We start from the raw sequence: 19,949 nt of genomic DNA on the forward strand, positions 1-19,949 counted from the left end.
AACAATGCGGTCAGCTTCGGCTGGCCGCATCTATTTTGGTCCTCTGATGAACAATTCGATGACGCATCCGTATCAAATCGTTATCTTAGGTGGGGGCTCGGCAGGCTGGATGACTGCTGCAGCGTTAAGCAAAGTCCTTGACCGGCAAAAGTACCGAATCACCTTAGTGGAATCGGCAGCTATCGGCACCGTGTCCGTCGGCGAAGCCACCATCCCGGGCATTCGGGAATTCAATCAACTTCTTGAAATCAATGAAGATGACTTTCTGCGGGAAACCAATGGCTCCTTCAAGCTGGGCATTGCGTTTGAAAACTGGCAGAACATCGGTGATTTCTATATGCATCCGTTTGGTCCTTATGGCGTTACCTTAAACGGCGTGCCTTTTCATCATTATTACTTACGCCACCTTCGCGAGCAGGGCGAGGCCAATGCCATCCCGCTTAGCGATCTCAATTTAGAATGGCGTGCCGCCATCGAACACAAGTTTAGCCGGCCCATTGCAGATAAACGCAGTCCGTTGGGGCACATCAAATATGCGTATCATTTTGATGCGCTGAAATACGCTCACTATCTTAAGCGCTATGCCACGCAGCGGGGTGTTGTCGCCCTGGAAGACCGCATGGTCAGTGCCAAGCAACGCGTCGAGCAAGGCCCAATCGATGCCTTAATGCTCGAGCAGCACGGCGAACTTAACGGCGACTTTTTCATTGACTGCAGTGGTTTTAAAGCGCTGCTGATTGGTGAAGCTCTGGGCGTCAGCTATCACGACTGGCGTAAATGGATGCCGTGTGACAGCGCTGTCGCCTTACCCGGTCAGCACCATAACGATGCTATTCTGCCGTATACACGCTCGATCGCCCATCATGAGGGCTGGCGCTGGCGGATCCCTTTGCAGCACCGCACTGGCGAGGGCTGGGTGTATTCGAGTCGCTTCACGGATACGGAGCAAGCCGAGCGTGATTTTCGCCAGACCATCGGCAATCACGACAGTAAAGCTAATCATTTGCGCTGGATAAATGGCCGTCGCGACCAGGCCTGGCGTCATAACTGTGTTGCCATCGGCTTGTCCGCCGGATTTATTGAGCCGCTGGAGTCGACCGGGTTACAACTGACTCAGTCAGGCATTATGCGCTTAATCAGCTTGTTACCGGGGCCAGGTGAACTCAGCGAACGGGCGGCAGCGTTTAATAAGTACACCGCGGAGGAAATCACCAACATTCGTGATTTTGTCATGTGTCACTATAAGCTGACTGAGCGGGATGACTCGGAGTTCTGGCGCTATTGCCGTGACATGGAAGTGCCGGACTCCCTGCAGGAGCGGCTTGACCTGTACCGCGAGAACGCCAGCGTATTTAAAAACAGTAATAACGAGCTATTTAACGAAATCAGCTGGTTTTCCATGTTCCAGGGCCAGGGGCTCCGGCCCGCCCAGGTGCATCCTTTAGCAGAGCAGATGCCAGCAGCGGAAATGCAGCAGCACCTGCAAACGGTCCAGCGGATCTTTGCGCAATCTGTCGCGCAACTTCCGACTCATGAACAATTTATTCAGAAGCATTGTAAGGCACCATGATCCGAACTTTTATCAAACCCTTTAGCGTTGCCTTAGTGGCATTGTTTACCGTCAATAGCTGCAGCAGCTTCGCAGACTATGAACAGATGCCGTCGGCGAATTACGATCACCGGATTAAAGTTCTGGTGATGCACTACACGGCCATCGACTATCAGAAAAGCGTGCAGGTATTGGTAGAGCCAAAAGGGCTAAGTTCGCATTATCTGGTGCCGGAGTCTGGTGATCCAAGCTATCCGCATGATGAGCTTAAGGTCTTCCAATTGGTGGACGAGTCAGAGCGGGCCTGGCACGCCGGCGCAAGCTATTGGCAGGGCCGCAGTGACCTCAATGATCAGTCCATTGGCATTGAAATCGTCAACGTACCGCAGTGCGAATGGGATACCAGCACACAACCGTCCCGCGCGGAGCACGGCGAAAACCGCCTGTGTGTGTTCCCGGACTACGATCCTGCGCAAATCGAAAAGGTGATTGAGCTAGCGCAGGATATTCTTGAGCGCCATCCGGACATTCACCCAACTGCTGTAGTGGGGCATTCGGATATCACCCCCACCCGTAAAAACGATCCAGGTCCACGCTTCCCCTGGTATCAGCTCTACCAACATGGCGTCGGCGCTTGGTACGAGCAGGATACCTTAAGCAAATACTGGAAGATTTTTAATCAGCAGCCGTTGAACACCGGTTTGTTACAGGCCGCGTTGCATGCCTACGGTTACGGACTGACCGAGACGGGTGTTTACGATGAGACCACCGCAAGCACGGTAGCGGCGTTTCAAATGCACTTCTTACCCTGGCTGGTGAACGGTAAAGCTGATAGCCAGACCAGTGCGGCTTTGTTCGCATTACTGGAGAAGTATTTCCCGGAAAAACTGGAGCAGCTGTGGACGCGTTATCAGGCGGAGCTTACCGCGCAGCCCGCTCCACGCTGGCAGCCTAAGCATGGCCAGATTGATGCCAGTTTTCCAGAGCCAGAGGCGCAGCGTTCGAGTCGTGAACTGGTGAATGACAAGGCCGGCTTCAAGAGCTACCGCGGGCGTGGTGAGCTGCTGTTGTCCGCGGAGCAGGATCTGACCGCAGTACTCGAGGTCAACGGTGAAACATTGAATATCGCCACACCTTTGCGGGCCGGAAAAACTTACGATTATTCGCTGCATCGGCGAACGCAGGACGGTATCAACACCTTCCATGTCAAAGCTGTTGAACCGGCGGATGCGACGCTGGAGGTGCGAATTCCTTATCCGCGCCTGATTGATGCTACAGCAGACTATCAGGGCAGGTTTGATGAGGTGGATGAGCTGATTGAAGCCGACATCGCCAAAGGTTTTCCGGGTGCGGTACTGGTCGTAGTGAAAGACGGAAAAATCATTAAACAAAGCGCCTATGGCTATGCCCGCCGTTACGATGAGCAGGGTCAGTTACTGGCTGCGCCGACGCCAATGCAGCCGGGTACCTTGTTTGATGTGGCGTCAAATACCAAGGCTTTTGCAACTTCGATGGCAATGATGCAACTGGTCGAGCGTGGGCAGTTGGATGTTAATAAGCCGATTTACTTTTACTTGCCTGAATACCGCGGCGATGGACGTGAAGCACGAACCGTAAAAGATTTACTCAACCATCACTCTGGCTATGCCCCGCAGGTGCATTTCTTTGATCCGGAGAACAAGCTTGGTAAAGGCTTCTATTCGCTGCAAAAAGAAAAAACGCAGCGGCTGATGGCCACCAAGGTGCCCTTTGATGTCGGCAATGGTGTCCGCGCGACCTACAGTGACACCAATTTCATGTTGCTGGGTACCATCATCGAGCGGATTACCGGAATGCCGCTGGATCAGTACGTTGAGCAGAACATTTATGTCCCCTTAGGTCTGCATGACACACTTTTCGCGCCGCTGCGCAAAGGTCGTCGTCCGGGTGAGATTGCTGCTACCGAGCTGCAAGGCAATACCCGTGGTGGCGTGGTCGATTTCCCTGGGGTGCGGACCTATACGCTGCAGGGCGAGGTCCATGATGAGAAAGCCTTTTATGCTATGGACGAAGTGGCGGGCCATGCCGGTTTGTTTGCCACCGCGCCGGATTTAGCGGTACTGGTACAAACCTTGCTAAATGGCGGCGGCTACGGCGATGTGCATCTGTTTGAAGCTTCGGTACTGGATGCCTTTACCAAGCCGCATCAGCAACAGCGCACCTTTGGCTTGGGCTGGCGACGCGCGGCCGATGGCCAGTTACGCTGGCATTTTGGTCCTTATGCCAGTCATCAGGCCTTTGGTCATACCGGCTGGACGGGCACTGCGACCGTGGTCGACCCTGCCCTCGACCTAGGCATTATCTTGTTGACCAATGCGCGGCACAGCCCGACCACGGAAGTCGACGGCGCCGTTGAATTTCTCGGCAAAAGCTTTGAGACGGGAAATTATGGCAGCCTGATGACTGCCATTTACGAAGCTATTCTCGAAGCGAAATAAGCCTAAGGACTGGCATAGCGTGCGCGTATTTCTGCAATGCGCGCATCAAGGGTAGCGCGGTCAAACCACTGACCGCGCACCATCACACCTTGTGGTTCCTGCAAGGCTGCGGCTGAAGCCAGCGGATTGTCCTTAAGCAACATGAAATCGGCTTGATAGCCGCTGTCGATATGGCCGATTCTGGTGCCGCTGTCATCGTCGCCAAAGTAGTCTCCAGCGGCCACTGTCGCACTGTAGTAAATGGCCTCTAACGGCATTCCCGCAGCTTGCATATAGCGGATTTCATGATGAATAGAATAGCCGGGTACACTGAACAGCTGCGGCGCATCAGTGCCGAAAATAATGGTGGCGCCGCCCTCATACAGCGCTTGCAGCAGCTGGCGGCGATTGTCCTGTTGCACGGCCGCGTTGTCGGTGTTGAAATAACTCGAGCCACGGCTCGGGTAGTAGTCTAACCAGCCCTCTCTGACGCGTTCAGGCACCAGTGCCAGCTCCGGATAGTTGGCCAGAGCAACGGCATCACCTGCACCAATTAAGGTTGCCCATAGCGCTTGGGTAGGCACCACGGCGGTATTGTGTGCCAGTGTCAGTTCGACCAGTGCATCGAGCTCGCTGGCAGTGATCGGACGGTTGCTGGCATCGACATATCGCAGATAGCCATCAAGATGATCAATGGTGCGCTGGCCTTCGGCCATGGCCACATCAATCCCTACCGCAACCGGCACATGGCCGGCAAAGTCAATTCCCTCGGCGCGTGCGGCGGCCGCCACAGCACGGTATTCAGCAAGTTCCAGACCAGGATGAATCTTGAGTAAGTCCCAGCCTTCAGCAACATGTTCGCGCACGCGCGCAGCAGCCTGCTCTGGTGACGCAACGGTGCTGTCATTAAAGCTTGGTCCGGCGAGAAATAAGTTAGGACCGATGCGTTGGCCGGAAGCGATATCTTTTTTTAGCTGTAATTGCCGGGTGTAGCCCAACATGCCGCGCACCGTGGTAACGCCATTGGCAATGTACAGGAACAACATGTCGTCGGCGTACGTTTCGGGCATACCGCCAAAATTGACTGCAGCAGGTACATGGCCATGCATTTCGGTAAAGCCGGCTAGGGCATAGGCACCCTTACCATCAATGATCTCTGTAGCGGCAGCGGTCAACATCGGGTCGGGCTGGCTAGTGACATCGACAATGACACCGTCTTTAATCGCAATACTGGCGTTGCGCAGCAGTTGTGCCTGTTGTTCCTGCCAGATCACCACCTGCACATTGGTCACGAGCGTATCTGGAGGCACTGACGACTGTCCATTCGCCGGCTGTGACTGGGCGACATCAGCCGCTTCGGAACAGCCCAACAGCAAAAGACTAAAGCTAAGCAGTAAAGTTTTGTACATGCGCAACATGATGGGTCCTTACCTGAGTGGTTTTGTTCAGCATATTACATAAACCGCTGGTCACCAATTATTCATGCTTTTGCCACGAAGCACTAGTAAAGGTGGCCATTCCTGTTTACCTTAACAAGTGAAATCAGGAGGACACCGCTCACTATGAAAACCGCAGCACGAATCGCAACCCTTGGCCCCGCAGGTACTTTTTCGGAACTGGCAGCCCTTGAGTATGCGCAGCAGTTACCCAACTACACTCTGCAGTACTATCCTGCACTGGGCCGGGTGCTAAAGGCGCTGCCTGATGATGCAGATATAGCGGTGGTGCCGATTGAAAATATCGTGGAGGGGATGGTGTCGCCGGTGATTGATACCTTCGTTAAGCGGCCGCTGGAGATCATCGATGAGCTGAGTATTCCGGTGCGCTTTTCCCTCGTAGCCAATCACGATATGCCCACCAAAATTTACGCCCAGTTTGTTGCACAGGGTCAGTGCAGCGAGTGTCTGAGTCGTTATAACGTACCCATTATGAATACCGCCAGTAACAGCGAATCCTTACAGTTGCTGGAACAAAGCCGTGAACCGGCTGCGGCAGTGGTGCCGGAGCATTGTCTGGGCGAACATAGCTTTGTCCATGTTGAACATGACATTACCGACTACGCCCATAATGAAACCCGTTTTGTTGCCGTACGCATGCCGGGACTGCAGGAGAGCTTGCGGCAGCCGCAGGTGACCTACAAAACCTCATTATTAATTATTGACGATACCGATCATCCGGGTCTTCTGGTGGAACATTTGCAGGTCTTCGCGGCCTATCGGGTGAACCTGACCTCACTTGTTTCACGGCCTACTGGGCAGAAGTTTGGCCAGTACCACTTCTATATTGAATGTGAAGGGCATCGCGACGACAGCGCCATTCGCGCAGCGCTGACCCTGATCCAGCTGCGCAATAAAGTTATGGTGTTGGGCAGTTATCCGGATGCGGGCGCCGCTTAGAGCAGCGCCCATCGGATCAGCAGTCCAACCGCGGTGACGGCGACCACGCCGAGGCACCACAGCAGTATGAACCAGCCCAGGCGTTGCCAGCTTTGCCTTTGCATCAGTCGTGATACCCTGCATCAGCGCGGGTTTTGCCACGAAAGACCCAATAGGTGTAGCCAGTGTACGCAAAGATAATGGGCAACAGGATGACAGCACCGACCAGCAGGAATATTAAACTATTGTCGGGCGCAGCGGCCTCCCATAAGGTAATTGCACGCGGCACCAGATAAGGGAAGATACTGACGGCGAACCCGAGAAACGCCACCAGAAAAAGGCCAAGCGACCAGAGGTAAGGGCTGACATGCCGCTGTTTTTTCAAGGCGCGCAAAAGGCCAAAGGTTACCAACCCCAACACCACCGGCAATATCCATAACCAGAGGGAGGCAGGGAAGCTAAACCAGCGATCGGCGATAGCCGCGTCGCGCCATGGCAGATATAGACTGACGAAGGCAATACAGGCGACTAAACCCAGCGCGAAGCGAAAAGCTAATTGATAGCTTTTCTGTTGCAGCTGGCCCTCAGTTTTCATGACCAGCCAGGTGGAGCCGAGCAGGGCATAACCGATGACCACCGCAACGCCGCAGAACACTGAAAACCAGCTTAGCCAGTCAAACCAGCCACCGGCATAGGAGCGGTCAACGACTTTAATACCCTGCAACATGGCACCCAGCATAATGCCCTGGCTAAGGGCGGCAACCAGTGAGCCCAGAATAAAAGACAGATCCCACAGATGCTTGCTGGTTTTGGTCTTAAAGCGGTATTCAAAGGCGACGCCACGGAAGATCAAGCCCAGCAACATGGCAATGACTGGCATGTACAGGGCTGGCATGAGCACCGCATAAGCCAGCGGGAACACCGCCAGTAAGCCACCGCCACCGAGCACCAGCCAGGTCTCATTACCATCCCAGACCGGCGCCACCGTGTTCATCATGATGTCGCGATCTTCCTCTTTTTTGAACCAGGGGAAGAGCATTGCCACGCCAAGATCAAAACCATCGAGCGCGACGTAGGCGAACACCGCTACCGCAATTAAAATTGCCCAGATGAGTGCATAATCCATGGTTAGTCCTCCTCGTGCATGAGTCGTTCAGCCGCCATACCCGCCGCTTTAGGCTTGGCGTAGTCGGGAATGTGAACCTGCTCAGGGTCGCTTGCCATTTTCCGGAGGATGTACACGGTGCCCGCACCGAATACCAGAAAATACACAACAATAAAGGCCAGTAAGCTGCCACCCACACCTTCGGCGGCAATTGGAGATGCCGCATCACGGGTGCGTAACAAGCCATAAATGACCCAGGGTTGGCGGCCAACCTCTGTGACAATCCAGCCGGCGATGACCGCAACAAAACCCGATGGCGCCATCAGCAGAGCCGATTTATGCAGCCATGAAGTTTGATAGAGTTTACCGCGGGCGCGCTGAATGCCAGCCCAGAGGCCAATCACCACCATAAGCAGGCCTAGTCCGACCATGATTCGAAAGGCCCAGAAAACTATCGTGACCGGCGGCCATTCGTCGCGCGGAAAGGCATCCAGGCCGGTGACTTCGGCATTGATATCGTGCTTGAGGATGACGCTGGCGAGTCCGGGAATCTTAAGTGCGTAATCCACCTCGGCGGTCTCCTCGTTCGGCAGGCCAAATAAATACAGCGGGGCGCGTGCTTCCGATTGGAAATGGCCTTCCATCGCCGCCACCTTGGCCGGCTGATGTTCTTGAGTATTTAAGCCGTGTAAATCACCGACGAAAACCTGTAGCGGAGCCACCAGCAGTGCCATCCACATGGCCATGGAAAACATTTTGCGCGCGGCAGCATTACTGCGGTCACGCAAGAGGTGCCAGGCACCAACACCACCCACCACAAAGGCGGTTGTCAGGTAGGCTGCCAGCAGCATGTGGGCAAGGCGATAGGGAAAGCTGGGATTAAAGATGACCGCCAGCCAGTCTTCGACGACGTACTGACCCACATCATTCATGGCAAAGCCTGCCGGGGTTTGCATCCAGCTGTTGACGGAGAGTATCCAGAAGGCACTGATGGCAGTACCAATCGCCACCATAAGGGTGGCGAAGTAGTGTAAGCGCTCGCCCACACGGTTCATACCAAACAGCATGACACCGAGGAAGCCTGCTTCAAGGAAGAATGCAGTCAGTACTTCGTAACCCATCAGGGGGCCAATCACCGGGCCGGCCTTGTCTGAGAATACAGCCCAGTTGGTACCAAACTGATAGCTCATAACGATGCCAGAGACCACGCCCATACCAAATGCAACGGCAAATATTTTCAGCCAGAAACGGAACAGCTTCTGGTAAACGGGGTTACGAGTCTTTAAAAACAACCCTTCAAGCACCGCTAAGTAGCTGGCGATACCAATGGTAAACGCTGGGAAAATGATGTGAAAAGCAACAGTGAACGCGAACTGAATACGCGCCAACAGGAGTGCATCCGCATCGGAGAAAAGACTTTCAATCATGCCAGACTCTCCAGTTATTTTAGGATCTACTTAATTGTAGGTAGTCTCAGAGGAATTGACAGGCTAAAACCATGAATTTTGTAAGACGATTATTTATCGATTGACCTACCTCAAGTATGGCAAGTCCTGCTTGCCCGCGTTAAACTTGCAGACTGAAGATGACAGACAGGACCCATCATGGAACGTATCGTTGAAAACTTAATGTATAGCTTGCGATGGTTGCTGGCGCCGATCTATCTTGGCCTGAGTATCGCTGTGATGCTGCTGGGAGTGAAATTCTTTCAGGAGCTGTTCCACGCCATCCCACTGATTTTTACCATGGCCGAAGTCGACTTGATTTTGTTGACCCTGACGCTGATTGATATCGCGCTGGTTGGCGGTCTGCTGGTGATGGTGATGCTAAGTGGTTATGAAAACTTCGTTTCCACGCTTAATATCAGTGGTGACACTGAAAAGCTGGCCTGGCTGGGTAAGATTGATTCAGGGGGCTTAAAAAATAAAGTCGCCGCCTCGATCGTTGCCATCTCGTCGATTCACTTATTGAAAGTGTTCATGAATGCGGAAAATATTAGCATCGATAAGATTAAATGGTACGTGCTTATCCACCTGACCTTTGTCGGTTCGGCCTTTGCCATGGGTTACCTTGATAAACTGACCCGTAAAAGCGGCAACGATTAATCTCTAAAACTGAGAGTTTGGTCTAGTTAAGTTGCTATTCCCCCTTGCCTTTGGGTAGTCTCGTTGGTACTAGAGTAAAACTCACAGACCAACGAGAAGCCCAATGACAATGCAAAAATTAACACCTACAGCTGTAAGCCTATGCCTTGCTTCGGCGCTTTTCCTGGCGCCTGCTATGGCACAGGATGAGCAACCCACACCGAAGTTGAAAATGCCGTTGCAAGCGGCGGATGTATTTGCTCTTGAGTATGCCAATGATGTGCAGATCTCTCCTGATGGTCGCCACATTGCATACGTCCGTAACAGCTTTGACATCATGACCGATGGCACCCGCAAAGCGCTCTGGGTCATCAACACCAGCACCGGGCAGCACACACCGCTATTTGCCGATCAGCACAGCTACGGCAACCCGACCTGGTCGCCTGATGGTAAGCGGCTGGCGTTTACCTCGAATCGCTCCGGGCGCAACCAGATCCATGTGTTCTGGGTTGAAGAGCAGCGCGTCGCGCCCGTTACTGAAGTGGCCCATAGTCCGAGTCAAATGGCGTGGTCCCGTGATGGCGAGCAATTGGCATTTATGATGTCAGTAGAAGAACCGAAGTCTGATTTTGCCAAGAGCGTCCACACGCCGAGTAAGCCGGAAAAAGCAAAGTGGGGAAAAACTCCGCTTATTGTAGAACGCACCCTTTATCAGCGTGATGGCCGTGGGGTAGTGAAGTCAGCCTACAATCAGGTCTTTGTCGTGCCAAGTCATGGCGGCAGCGCGCGCCAGATCACCGATGGGCCTTTCCAACATCGTGGGCCGCTGGTCTGGGCTGAGGATGATCAACGGATTGTGTTCTCTGGCAACCGTACCAAAGACTGGGAATACCAGACCCGCGAAAGCGATCTGTGGGCCGTAACACTTGCCGATAACAGCCTGGAGCAACTGACGGATCTGCCCGGTGATGAATACAGTGCAAGCCTGTCTCCGAACGGCGAGCAGCTGGCGTTCTTGCACGGCGACAATGCGCCGGTTCCTTATCGCAATGCCACCTTGCATCGTTTAAATATGGAAAGTGGTGCCCTGAGTGAAGTCAAAACCGATCTCGACCGTTCACTGGAGCAACCGCTGTGGATTGATAATCAGCGCTTGACCGTTCAGTACACGGATCGTGGTTTAACCAAGGTCGCTGAAGTGAACCTCAACGGTGAAATGAAGGATCGTGTCAGCAGTCTTGGTGGTACCTACGTCAGCCGACCTTACACCAGTGGTATGTATTCAGTTGCCCCGGCAACGGGCGCGGTTGCCTATACCCATGCCAGTGCTTATGACCTTGCCAATGTTGCGGTAAATATGGACGGTGCTACGCATCAGTACACGGATCTTAACAGTGACGTGCTTGGCTATCGCGAGCTTGGCGAAGTTCGTGAAATTACTTATGAATCGTCTTTCGACGGTACCGAAATCCAGGGTTGGTATATTTTGCCGCCAGGCTATGAAGCCGGTAAGTCCTACCCGACTATCGTTGAAATTCACGGTGGCCCGCATGCGTCTTATGGGCCGGTGTTTGGTATCGAGCATCAGCGCTACGCAGCGGAAGGCTATGTTGTGCTTTACGTCAACTACCGGGGCAGCACCTCTTACGGGAAGGAGTTCGCCAACTTGCTGGATGGCTTTTATTCCTCAGAGCGGGATTTCGCCGACCATATGTCCGGTCTTGATAAGCTGATTGACATGGGTATTACCGATGCCAACAACCTCTATATTGCCGGTGGTTCTGCCGGTGGTATCGCTACCGCTTATGCGGTGGGCCTGACGGATCGGTTTAATGCAGCCGCCGCGACTAACCCGGTGATCAACTGGGTCAGCAAGACGCTGACGGCAGACAGTTCGGTAGGCCAGATCCAGAACCAGTTCCCGGCAATGCCATGGGAGGATTTAGCGCACTACTGGAAACGCTCACCACTTTCGTTGGTCGGTAACGTGAAAACGCCAACGTTATTGTTCACCGGTGAGTTGGACCGCCGTACACCGATGGCGGAAACCGAGCAATTTTACCAGGCGCTGCAGTTGCGCAATGTCGACACGGTCCTGGTCCGCGTGCCAGATGCCTATCATGGGGTCACCGCTAAGCCGTCGCGGATCGTGGCGAAAGTTGAGCATGCTCTGGCCTGGTTCAAACGCTACCATAAAGAGTAAGCGTGTACCTTAGCCTGTTTCTGGTCGCCTTCCTGGCGGCGACGCTGCTACCAGCACAGTCTGAAGTGCTGGTGGTCAGCGCCCAGCAAATGGGCTACAACGTCTGGTTGATCTGGTTGAGTGCTTCTCTTGGCAATACCCTGGGGAGTGTCGTGAACTATGTCTTAGGGCGTTTTCTGTTGCAGTACCAGCACCGTCGCTGGTTTCCCTTTAAAGGAAAGTCGTTAGAACGCGGGCATTGGTGGTTTGAGCGCTACGGTAAGTGGTCGTTGTTGCTGGCCTGGGCGCCGTTCATTGGCGACGCACTAACCTTTATTGCAGGTATGCTGAGATTGCGTTTTTGGGAGTTCTTAGTGATTGTCTGGATCAGTAAAGCAGGGCGTTATGCCCTGCTTTTAGGTCTGCTGCAGATGTGGTTTGCACCCATCCTCGATTAGCTCAACGTCGCGCAGTTTAACGCGGCTTAATTTCTTCCAGTCCGGCCACGGACTTAATACCGAGCCCCGGTGAATCATTAATTGAAATCTCCGCATCGTTAAAGCGGACGCTACCTTCAACGGGATCAAAGGCACACAGCGACGGACCATCCAGGTCTATCTTAGTAATCACGTTGGACTTTGCCACCGCCAGATGCACCGCGGCTGAGACACTGATGCTGGACTCCAGCATACAGCCGATCATGCACTGCATATCGTACACCGAACAGATATCTGCGATTTTAATTGCGTTGGAGATACCGCCGGTCTTCATCAGCTTGATGTTAATGATGTCGGCGGCGCGCATCTTAATCAGCTCGATCACTTCCCGTGGGCCAAAGCTGCTCTCATCGGCCATGACCGGCGTATGCACGCGTTCGGTGATGTACTTCATGCCATCGATGTCGCGGGCTTTTACCGGCTGCTCCACCAGCTCCAGACGCACACCGGCACCTTCGAGTTTATGCAGCGCATAGACGGCTTCTTTTGGCGTCCACCCCTGATTGGCGTCAAGGCGCAGCAGGGCTTTGCCCTCCACCGCCGCGTAGATAGCTTTGACTCGCTCAATATCCACGCCGATATCTTTACCGACTTTGATTTTCAGGGTTTCAAAACCGCGGTCGATGGCTTCGAGTGAGTCGGCCACCATTTTGTCAATATAATCGACGCTGATGGTGATGTCCGTCGATATGGTCGGCACGCCGCCACCAAGCATTTTGTAAAGCGGGGCGTCGTAAAGTTGTCCCCACAGATCATAAACCGCCATTTCCACAGCAGCTTTAGCACTGTAGTTGCGGATGATACCGTTTTGAATAATACCGATAAGGTGGTTCAGATCAGAGACGTCCTGACCCACCAGCTTCGGCTTCATGATGCGATCGATAGCTTCGATGATCGAGCCATGGGTGTCACCGGTAATGACGGCGGTCGCTGGCGCTTCGCCATAGCCGACGTGACCGGTATCCGTATGCACCATAATGACGATATCTTCTATCGATTCGACCGTACGCAGCGCCGTTTTAAATGGTGTTTTTAACGGTACGCGGAGCATAGCGAATTTGATGTCAGTAATTTTCATATCAGTTCCTGTTTAGCGTACCGATTTGATCGCATAGATGCGATCCAGGTAAGTGTCATTGGCATTAAAGCCAAGGTCAATCAGCGGCGTTACCGAGACACCATTTAAAGTGCCTTGGTAGTGCTGGTCTTCCGCATCGCGGTAATTCAGTCCGTGAACGTCGTGAATGACGTAGGGCTGCCCCTCGATGTCGCCAATATACATGACCACGTGGCCGGGTAAATAAATCAAATCGCCAACTTTAGCGTTGGCTAAGCGTGCAAGTTTCTCTGCGTTACTGCTGTTTTCATCGTACACGACAGTGTCACCGTACTCGCCATAACCTTGCTGGCTGGAGTTACGTGGCATATCGATGCCCATACTCCGATACACTTCCAGCACAAAGCCAGTGCAGTCGCGCGCGTTGTAATCGTGACCCCAGCCATAGCGTTCGCCCAGGAACTTAAATGCCTGTCGAATCACATTAGCCTCAGTATAAGGAAGGTAACCGACATGCACGTCGTGATGACGCGCAATTAACGCTGGCGAGAAGGCCAGTGCACCTTCAGCGTCGCGAATCGGCAGTTGCACCGTGTAGCTGGCAAACGGATTCTGACCATGCACATCATGCCCGGTATCGGCTGCACTTAACAACGGTAGACGGGTACTCATATCCAGTTGTACTGCGGAGACCGGGGCGAAGCTCGGGGTATAGTTAGTTTCGACTTTGGCTTCAGTGACGACGGCAAAAGGTTTTTTGTCAGCGAAGGCAAGCACTTCATCGCGCGGACCTATGGCAACATCGCTGGCCTGGATCCAGGCCAGGTAATGGTAGGATTGCGCCAGGTACCACTTACCATCTGTGCTGGTGTGCAGGATCGCTAATGGCGTACCTGGAAAGACTCCGGTTTCCTGAAAGCGGTCAATGTCGAGATCAAGGTCGTCACTGTAGAGCTTATCCAATGTCGGGAAGGTTCGCATCGAAGAGCGTTTCACCACTAGTCCGAAGCGAACGGCGTTAACCGCCTCGACCGCGGCAAGGTTAGCAGCACTCCGGTAGCCCTCTAACTGGGCCGTGGTTGCTTGCTCACCGGTGGCATAAAAGCGCGGATAACCGGGCAGGCTGCTGATCGAGTTGATTTTATCAATCAGCTCTGCCGCACGGAACTCGGTTGGATACTCGTCAAGCAGCACCATTTCGTCCTGCACTGCATAAGAGCGCTGATTAAAGGCTGTGATCTGGGCAGGAGTGAGCACCGCTGCGTGCGGTTGTTGCAGACGCTGTACCCAGAACTCAGGCTCCAGATACTGTTCCTGCATGCCAATGACATCGTGCTGGTAACCAGGTAACGACTGATAGGCAACGGCAGTGGTGGTTTCAGGTGCCTCTGTTGGTGCCGGCTGGCAGCCGGCTAAGGTCGCGAGGCTAATAGCTAACGCAATATATTTCACGCTTTCTCCCTAGTGGGCTGATGAAGTTTGTGAATGTACCTGCTCTCCATCTTAAATTGGAATAATATTCCAAACAACAAGTTTTTTAGGCATAAATTATTTGTAATGCTTGGGTACACGCGGGCTGACGCGACACAACAGCTCATAACTGATAGAACCTACTGCGTCAGCGACTGTGGTCACCGGCAAATTCGGGCCCCAAAGCTCCGCTTCGTCACCTATGGCCACTTCGTTTAACCCGGTGACATCCACGGTGATCATATCCATGGACACTGTCCCGGCCAGTGGCACCTGTTGGCCATTCAGCCAGACAGGCGTACCGTCAGGGGCATGGCGCGGGTAACCATCTGCGTAACCAATGGCCAGAGTTGCAATACGACTGGCTCGTTCTGCCCGCCAGCGACTGCCGTAACCGACGGCCTCACCCGGGGCAACCTCGCGCAACGCCATGACCGGTGCGGTTAAGCGCATAGCGGCCTGGAGCTGCTCTGTTTGCGCCGTGGTGGTGGGATTGACTCCGTACAACAAAATTCCCGTGCGGCACCACTGATTGGCGTCGGTACCTAAATCGATGGCGCTACTGATCAAAGCTGCGGTGTTGGCGCTGCTAATCGCGGCGGTAGGTGAGGTTGACGCGCAGAGCTCGGCGAAGCGTTCCTGTTGCAGCGTATTGAGGTCGTGATCGACACGATCGGCATTGGCAAAGTGGGTCATGAGGGTGACACTTGCCACTTGCTTCAGGCTGGCCAGCTCACGACTGGCAGCTTCGACGGCGGCCGGGGCAAACCCTAAGCGGTGCATGCCGGTATCGGTTTTCAGCCAGACCGCAAGGGGTTTCACCAGGCGCGCGCCGGCGATGGCATCAATTTGCCCCTGATGGTGAACCACCGGCTGCAGATTGTAATGTGCACACACGGGGAGTTCTGCCTCACTAAAACAGCCTTCCAGCAGCACTATGGGCTGGGTGAAACCCGCCTCGCGCAGTTGCAGCGCCTCATCAATGAAGGCCACGGCATAAGCATCTACGGCGCCATTGATGGCGCGTGCCACGGCAATAGCACCATGACCATAGCCGTCTGCCTTAATCACGCCTAACAGTTTACAGTCGCCGGCCTCGCGGCGGGCGACCTCGGCGTTGTGTTGCAGCGCAGTCATCGAAATTTCGGCACGGGTTGGACGAAAATGTAAGCCGTTGTTCATCGGTTACTGCTTAGTAAAATTAAGGTCTTCAAAGTCGAAGCTCCAGTCAGCGGCAGGGTCAATCGGGGCCAGTTGCATGCCCAGAATATCGCCCTGCATGGTGGTGGTAAAACGCACGTAGGCATCCGCATGATGGGTCCGGTCGTCCCAGCGCGCGGCAAAGGTGTCGCCTTTAATATGAAACAGCTCGCCTACCATCCGCTCAGACCTGTGCGAGCGCCAGCGCAACTCGCCATCCTGCCAGCTGACAGTGACTTTGCCGAACCAGGGGTCGACATATTCACCTGTTACACGCGCGGCCACTGCCGCAGTGACGGGATGCGTCTCAGGCTCTGAAAACGCTGCCTGACGGCTGGCGCTGGCTTGCTCGCGCCATTTTTGCACGGCCATAATCCAGTCGCGGTCGGGGCTGTCGGTGTAGGCTTTGATCATGGTTTGCATCATGGCGGTGCGAGCATCGCTGTGCGCGCGGTTCATCAGTACCATGAAGCCGACATTAAGCTCGGGAAAGAATGACAAGTAAGCGTTCATGCCATGTAAGGTACCCGTGTGGTGTACCCGTAATAAGCCATCGACATCGTGCATACGCCAGCCAAGACCGTAGGCAGCGAAGTGCGTGTTGTCCCAGTCAGAGGCGCGGGAGCCCACGTTCATGATGGTTTGTGGTGACCACATCTCCGCATGTTGGCGGGCACTGATCAATTGTTTTTGTTCACCTTCGGCGGTGGTATAGGCACCGCGGGCGATGTGCATTTTCATCCACTTGGTCATGGCCTGAATACTGCAACGAATGCCGCCCGCCGGGGCCGAAGTCAGGTAGTCCGCGGCAAAGTCACGGCGTACCACCGTCGGTTGCTCATCTAAGAACCCATGTGGCTGCGCAAGGTACTGCTTGTAAGCCTCGGGCACTGGACCGGCAAAGCAATACTCCATCCCCAGCGGCCGCATAAGGTTCTCTTCAACAAAGGTTTCCCAGCGTTGCCCGGTGACCCGCTCGGTCAGCTCACCGGCGATCACATAAAGGATATTGTCGTACGCATATTGCGTGCGAAAGCCACCTGTCATAGGCAAGTACTGCAGACCATGGAGGATATCTTTTCGGGTAAAATCATTCGGCGTGGGCCAGAACATCAGATCGCCCGCGCCCAGGTTCAGGCCGCTTTTATGGATCAGCAAGTCACGCACCGTGAAGTTGCGCGTGATCCAGGGGTCCTGCACCCGAAATTCGGGAATGTAGTCAATGACCGGGTCATCCCAGCTGATCTTGCCCTGATCCACCAGCAGAGCCAGCGCCGCGGTGGTGAAGTTTTTAGTCACCGAGGCAATTTTAAATAGTGTTCGTTGCGAAACCTGGCGCGGTTCACCGATCTCCTGCACGCCGTAGCCCTTTTCGAACACCACCTGGTCACCCTCGACAATAGCGATGGCCATACCGGGCACGGCGTAGACCGACATCACTTCCTGGACGGTTGAATTGAGCTTGTCGCTGCTGATTTTGCTTGGCTCTGCCTGAGCTGTAGCACTTAAGCCCAGGCTCACGGCGGCGGCTAAGGCGACAGCAGGCCGGGTCAGTAATTTTAAGTTATGCATCATGGTTCTTAGTCTCGTCGGTTAAATCATGATCAGACTAGCGATGACATAGAGTACCAGAGTGATGGCACCACCTGTCAGGGCATAAGGGAGCTGTGTGCGCACGTGCTCGAGCAGATCACAGCCGGATGCCAGTGCTGACACCGCAGTGGTATCTGAAATAGGGGAGCAGTGATCGCCGAAGACGCCACCCCCTAACACCGCGGCCAGTAATAATGGCGCGGGCAGATCAAGCGCGATAATCATCGGCGCGGCGATCGGAATCAAAATCGCGAAGGTGCCCCACGAAGTACCCGTGGTAAAAGAAATTAAAGCACCGGCGATAAACAGCATCGGGGCGATCAGGAACAGTGGCAGGAACTCACCGACCAGTCCGGCCAGGAAAATTCCGGTGCCCAGCTCGCGCAAACTGCTGCCTAAGGCAAGTGAAAGCAACACGATACTGACCAGCGGTAGCAGCTCGCCCATTCCCTTAAAGCCCAGATTCACAAGCTGCTGGTGGGTTTTACGACGGCTGATAATGAGCATGAAGTAAGCGACGACACAGGCCAGCACAGTCGCGTAAAGTACCGACTTGGAGCCGTCACCCTGGGTGATGTCGCCACCACCGGTACCAAACATAAAGGCAACCATACCGACAACCATGACGGTCAGTGGCACTAACATATAGCGTGCTTTACTGTTGCTTGGTACATGTTCAGGTATGTCTTTATGCTCGACCGGTCGCTCTTCAACTTTTTTCATCGGACCAAACACGCGACCGGTGATGGCGGTATAAAAAACGATACTCAGGGTGACCAGTGCGTAGAAGTTAAACGGGATAGTGCTCCATAAGGTGCTGACACTGGAGCCGGGTAAGTCCTGCTGATCGAGCATTCCGAGCACGTAGGCGCCCCAGCCGTTCAGCAGGATCAGAATACAAATGGGGGCACTGGTACTATCGATCAGATAGGCCAGACGCGCGCGGCTCATGCCCAGTTTCTCGAATAGGCCACGTGAAAGAATACCGGCGGTGAGTACGCTTAAGTTAGACTCGATAAACACGAAGATACCGGTAAAGACGGTCATCAGACTGGCGCTGCGCTTGGTGGAACCGAGGCCGCGCGCAAGCAGGGCTTCAACGGTTGCCGCGACCCCGCCGGATTCGCGGATGTAGGCCAGCAGCGAACCCACCATCAGGCTAAAAATAAGGATTCGCGTGTTGCCAGGCGAGCCGAATACAGAAATAATGCGTTCAATGGTCGCCACGAAGGTGTAGACCAGTGGTTCACCACCTTGCCAGGTAAGCAGAAGTTCTGAAGTAACGATGGCAAGGAGCAGGGCAACAATAACTTCCTTGCGCCAGAACACCACAATAATGGCCACTAGCGGCGGTAGTACGGACATCCAGCTCATAAATGAGACCTTGTTTTGAATAGTTGGTGGCGGATTTTTGACGTCCATATTGCCAATCAGTAATAAATTATTCAATATGGGAGTCCAACTTTCATAGATTATGAAGAAAGACAGCACCTATGTCCTGTTTATTAAAAATACGCGCAATGCGCGAAGATATGTCGTTAATCGAGCGCAAGCTGGCGGATTTTATTCTTGAGAATACCCATCTGTTGCGCGATTACTCCTCACAGCAGCTGGCTGATGCCATCGGCGTGAGCCAGTCCAGTGTGGTCAAGTTCAGTCAAAAGCTTGGCTATCGTGGCTACCCGGATCTGAAGTTTGCCGTCAACGAAGCGGTAGTGTCTGCTACCAGTCAGTCGCGAACGCAAGCCAGCCATCCTTCTCAGGAGCGTTCCATCGCTGCAACTTTTGCCGAGTTGCGCGATGCAAACTATGCCGTCATGCAGGGTGTAGCTGACATTAACGAAGTCGAAAAACTGCAGCAGGCGTTGCGCGTGCTCACCGCTGCCGAAACCATACAGGTAATGGGCTTTGGCAAATCAGCGATCGTGGCGAAAGATTTTGTGCTGCGCTTAATGCAGATGGGTAAAGTGACCTTAAGCAGCACTGATCCGGCGTTGCAGGTACAGATGGCGACGACCCTCAGTGAGGGCAGCGTACTGTTTGCCATAAGCGACGGCGGCCAGAACAGCGATGTACTGAAGATTGTGCGGCAGGCAAAAAGCAAAGGTGCGAAGGTCATCTCACTGACCCGCTATGGTAATAATCCAACCAGTGTGCTGGCCGATATCAGCTTATTTGCGTTGGGCGGCGATACCCATATGCGCATGGACAGTGTGCTGATGCAGTTAGGGATGCAGCACTTGTGCCATATGCTCTATGTGCAGCTGTGCCAAACCCTGAAAGTCGATAGTTTAATCGAAGAAAGTATGAATTCACACAATCTGTTAGATACCAAATGAAAACTATTCCCATTTAGGTATTGAATCTTAAATACGAATCGT

General features: G+C 53.8%; 15 protein-coding genes. 7 read left to right on the forward strand and 8 right to left on the reverse strand.

Annotated features, from left to right (window positions below):
- Positions 1-4 precede the first annotated feature (4 nt).
- Both J6J28_RS00100 and pbp4b read left to right on the forward strand, forming a co-directional pair.
- Positions 5-1,570 carry a tryptophan halogenase family protein gene (locus J6J28_RS00100; protein ID WP_301719213.1) on the forward strand — a complete coding sequence of 522 codons (1,566 nt, stop codon included), beginning with the start codon at positions 5-7 and terminating at the stop codon, positions 1,568-1,570.
- Positions 1,567-4,026, forward strand: coding sequence for a penicillin binding protein PBP4B (pbp4b, locus tag J6J28_RS00105; protein WP_301719214.1), 2,460 nt, complete (start codon positions 1,567-1,569; stop codon positions 4,024-4,026). Before J6J28_RS00100 ends, pbp4b begins: the two co-directional genes overlap by 4 nt.
- Before the next feature lie 2 nt (positions 4,027-4,028).
- Here the strand turns inward: pbp4b and J6J28_RS00110 are convergent, their stop codons facing one another.
- A complete protein-coding gene (locus tag J6J28_RS00110; RefSeq protein ID WP_301719215.1) occupies positions 4,029-5,423 on the reverse strand; it encodes an amidohydrolase family protein in 1,395 nt (464 codons plus the stop codon).
- Between the two features lie 144 nt (positions 5,424-5,567).
- Here J6J28_RS00110 and J6J28_RS00115 point away from each other — a divergent pair, with 144 nt between their 5' ends.
- Entirely contained in the window at positions 5,568-6,401 is an 834-nt protein-coding gene (locus J6J28_RS00115) for a prephenate dehydratase (protein ID WP_301719217.1), read from the forward strand.
- 103 nt (positions 6,402-6,504) lie between these two features.
- Here J6J28_RS00115 and cydB read toward each other — a convergent pair whose 3' ends face one another.
- Positions 6,505-7,506 (reverse strand): cytochrome d ubiquinol oxidase subunit II, encoded by a 1,002-nt coding sequence (gene cydB, locus J6J28_RS00120; RefSeq protein WP_301719218.1) that lies wholly within the window; start codon positions 7,504-7,506, stop codon positions 6,505-6,507.
- A gap of 2 nt (positions 7,507-7,508) precedes the next feature.
- On the reverse strand, positions 7,509-8,912 hold the full coding sequence (locus J6J28_RS00125) for a cytochrome ubiquinol oxidase subunit I (protein ID WP_301719219.1): 1,404 nt from the start codon (positions 8,910-8,912) through the stop codon (positions 7,509-7,511).
- 177 nt (positions 8,913-9,089) lie between these two features.
- Between J6J28_RS00125 and J6J28_RS00130 the strand changes: the two genes are divergently transcribed.
- The 3 genes from J6J28_RS00130 to J6J28_RS00140 all read left to right on the forward strand — a co-directional run bounded on the left by J6J28_RS00130 (position 9,090) and on the right by J6J28_RS00140 (position 12,209).
- Entirely contained in the window at positions 9,090-9,590 is a 501-nt protein-coding gene (locus tag J6J28_RS00130; protein WP_301719220.1) for a TIGR00645 family protein, read from the forward strand.
- A 103-nt stretch (positions 9,591-9,693) separates the two neighbouring features.
- Positions 9,694-11,772 (forward strand): S9 family peptidase, encoded by a 2,079-nt coding sequence (locus J6J28_RS00135; RefSeq protein WP_301719221.1) that lies wholly within the window; start codon positions 9,694-9,696, stop codon positions 11,770-11,772.
- Between the two features lie 2 nt (positions 11,773-11,774).
- Complete coding sequence (locus tag J6J28_RS00140; protein WP_301719222.1) at positions 11,775-12,209, forward strand: YqaA family protein; 435 nt, start codon at positions 11,775-11,777, stop codon at positions 12,207-12,209.
- Between the two features lie 16 nt (positions 12,210-12,225).
- Here the strand turns inward: J6J28_RS00140 and J6J28_RS00145 are convergent, their stop codons facing one another.
- From J6J28_RS00145 to J6J28_RS00165, 5 genes are all read right to left on the reverse strand, one after another.
- Positions 12,226-13,326 carry a dipeptide epimerase gene (locus J6J28_RS00145; RefSeq protein ID WP_301719223.1) on the reverse strand — a complete coding sequence of 367 codons (1,101 nt, stop codon included), beginning with the start codon at positions 13,324-13,326 and terminating at the stop codon, positions 12,226-12,228.
- A 12-nt stretch (positions 13,327-13,338) separates the two neighbouring features.
- Entirely contained in the window at positions 13,339-14,757 is a 1,419-nt protein-coding gene (locus tag J6J28_RS00150) for an SH3 domain-containing protein (protein WP_301719224.1), read from the reverse strand.
- 96 nt (positions 14,758-14,853) lie between these two features.
- Entirely contained in the window at positions 14,854-15,957 is a 1,104-nt protein-coding gene (alr, locus tag J6J28_RS00155) for an alanine racemase (RefSeq protein WP_301719225.1), read from the reverse strand.
- 3 nt (positions 15,958-15,960) lie between these two features.
- Complete coding sequence (locus J6J28_RS00160) at positions 15,961-17,550, reverse strand: serine hydrolase (RefSeq protein WP_301719227.1); 1,590 nt, start codon at positions 17,548-17,550, stop codon at positions 15,961-15,963.
- An 18-nt stretch (positions 17,551-17,568) separates the two neighbouring features.
- A complete protein-coding gene (locus J6J28_RS00165) occupies positions 17,569-18,942 on the reverse strand; it encodes a Na+/H+ antiporter NhaC family protein (protein ID WP_301719228.1) in 1,374 nt (457 codons plus the stop codon).
- Positions 18,943-19,061: 119 nt separating this feature from the next.
- On the opposite strand from J6J28_RS00165, the gene J6J28_RS00170 reads away from it, so the two are divergent.
- The gene (locus J6J28_RS00170; RefSeq protein WP_301719229.1) at positions 19,062-19,907 is read left to right on the forward strand and encodes a MurR/RpiR family transcriptional regulator; all 846 of its coding nucleotides are present in this window, start codon (positions 19,062-19,064) and stop codon (positions 19,905-19,907) included.
- Positions 19,908-19,949 lie beyond the last annotated feature (42 nt).

The sequence above is a fragment of the Pseudidiomarina terrestris genome (assembly GCF_030466375.1).
GTDB lineage: Bacteria > Pseudomonadota > Gammaproteobacteria > Enterobacterales > Alteromonadaceae > Pseudidiomarina > Pseudidiomarina terrestris.

Bases quoted from the DNA above. Each gene is read 5' to 3' on its own strand.
- alr (WP_301719225.1), bottom strand. From the start codon at position 15,957: ATGAACAACGGCTTACATTTTCGTCCAACCCGTGCCGAAATTTCGATG.
- J6J28_RS00110 (WP_301719215.1), bottom strand. From the start codon at position 5,423: ATGTTGCGCATGTACAAAACTTTACTGCTTAGCTTTAGTCTTTTGCTG.
- cydB (WP_301719218.1), bottom strand. From the start codon at position 7,506: ATGGATTATGCACTCATCTGGGCAATTTTAATTGCGGTAGCGGTGTTC.
- J6J28_RS00130 (WP_301719220.1), top strand. From the start codon at position 9,090: ATGGAACGTATCGTTGAAAACTTAATGTATAGCTTGCGATGGTTGCTG.
- J6J28_RS00170 (WP_301719229.1), top strand. From the start codon at position 19,062: ATGTCCTGTTTATTAAAAATACGCGCAATGCGCGAAGATATGTCGTTA.
- J6J28_RS00115 (WP_301719217.1), top strand. From the start codon at position 5,568: ATGAAAACCGCAGCACGAATCGCAACCCTTGGCCCCGCAGGTACTTTT.
- pbp4b (WP_301719214.1), top strand. From the start codon at position 1,567: ATGATCCGAACTTTTATCAAACCCTTTAGCGTTGCCTTAGTGGCATTG.
- J6J28_RS00135 (WP_301719221.1), top strand. From the start codon at position 9,694: ATGACAATGCAAAAATTAACACCTACAGCTGTAAGCCTATGCCTTGCT.
- J6J28_RS00165 (WP_301719228.1), bottom strand. From the start codon at position 18,942: ATGAGCTGGATGTCCGTACTACCGCCGCTAGTGGCCATTATTGTGGTG.
- J6J28_RS00160 (WP_301719227.1), bottom strand. From the start codon at position 17,550: ATGATGCATAACTTAAAATTACTGACCCGGCCTGCTGTCGCCTTAGCC.
- J6J28_RS00125 (WP_301719219.1), bottom strand. From the start codon at position 8,912: ATGATTGAAAGTCTTTTCTCCGATGCGGATGCACTCCTGTTGGCGCGT.
- J6J28_RS00145 (WP_301719223.1), bottom strand. From the start codon at position 13,326: ATGAAAATTACTGACATCAAATTCGCTATGCTCCGCGTACCGTTAAAA.
- J6J28_RS00100 (WP_301719213.1), top strand. From the start codon at position 5: ATGCGGTCAGCTTCGGCTGGCCGCATCTATTTTGGTCCTCTGATGAAC.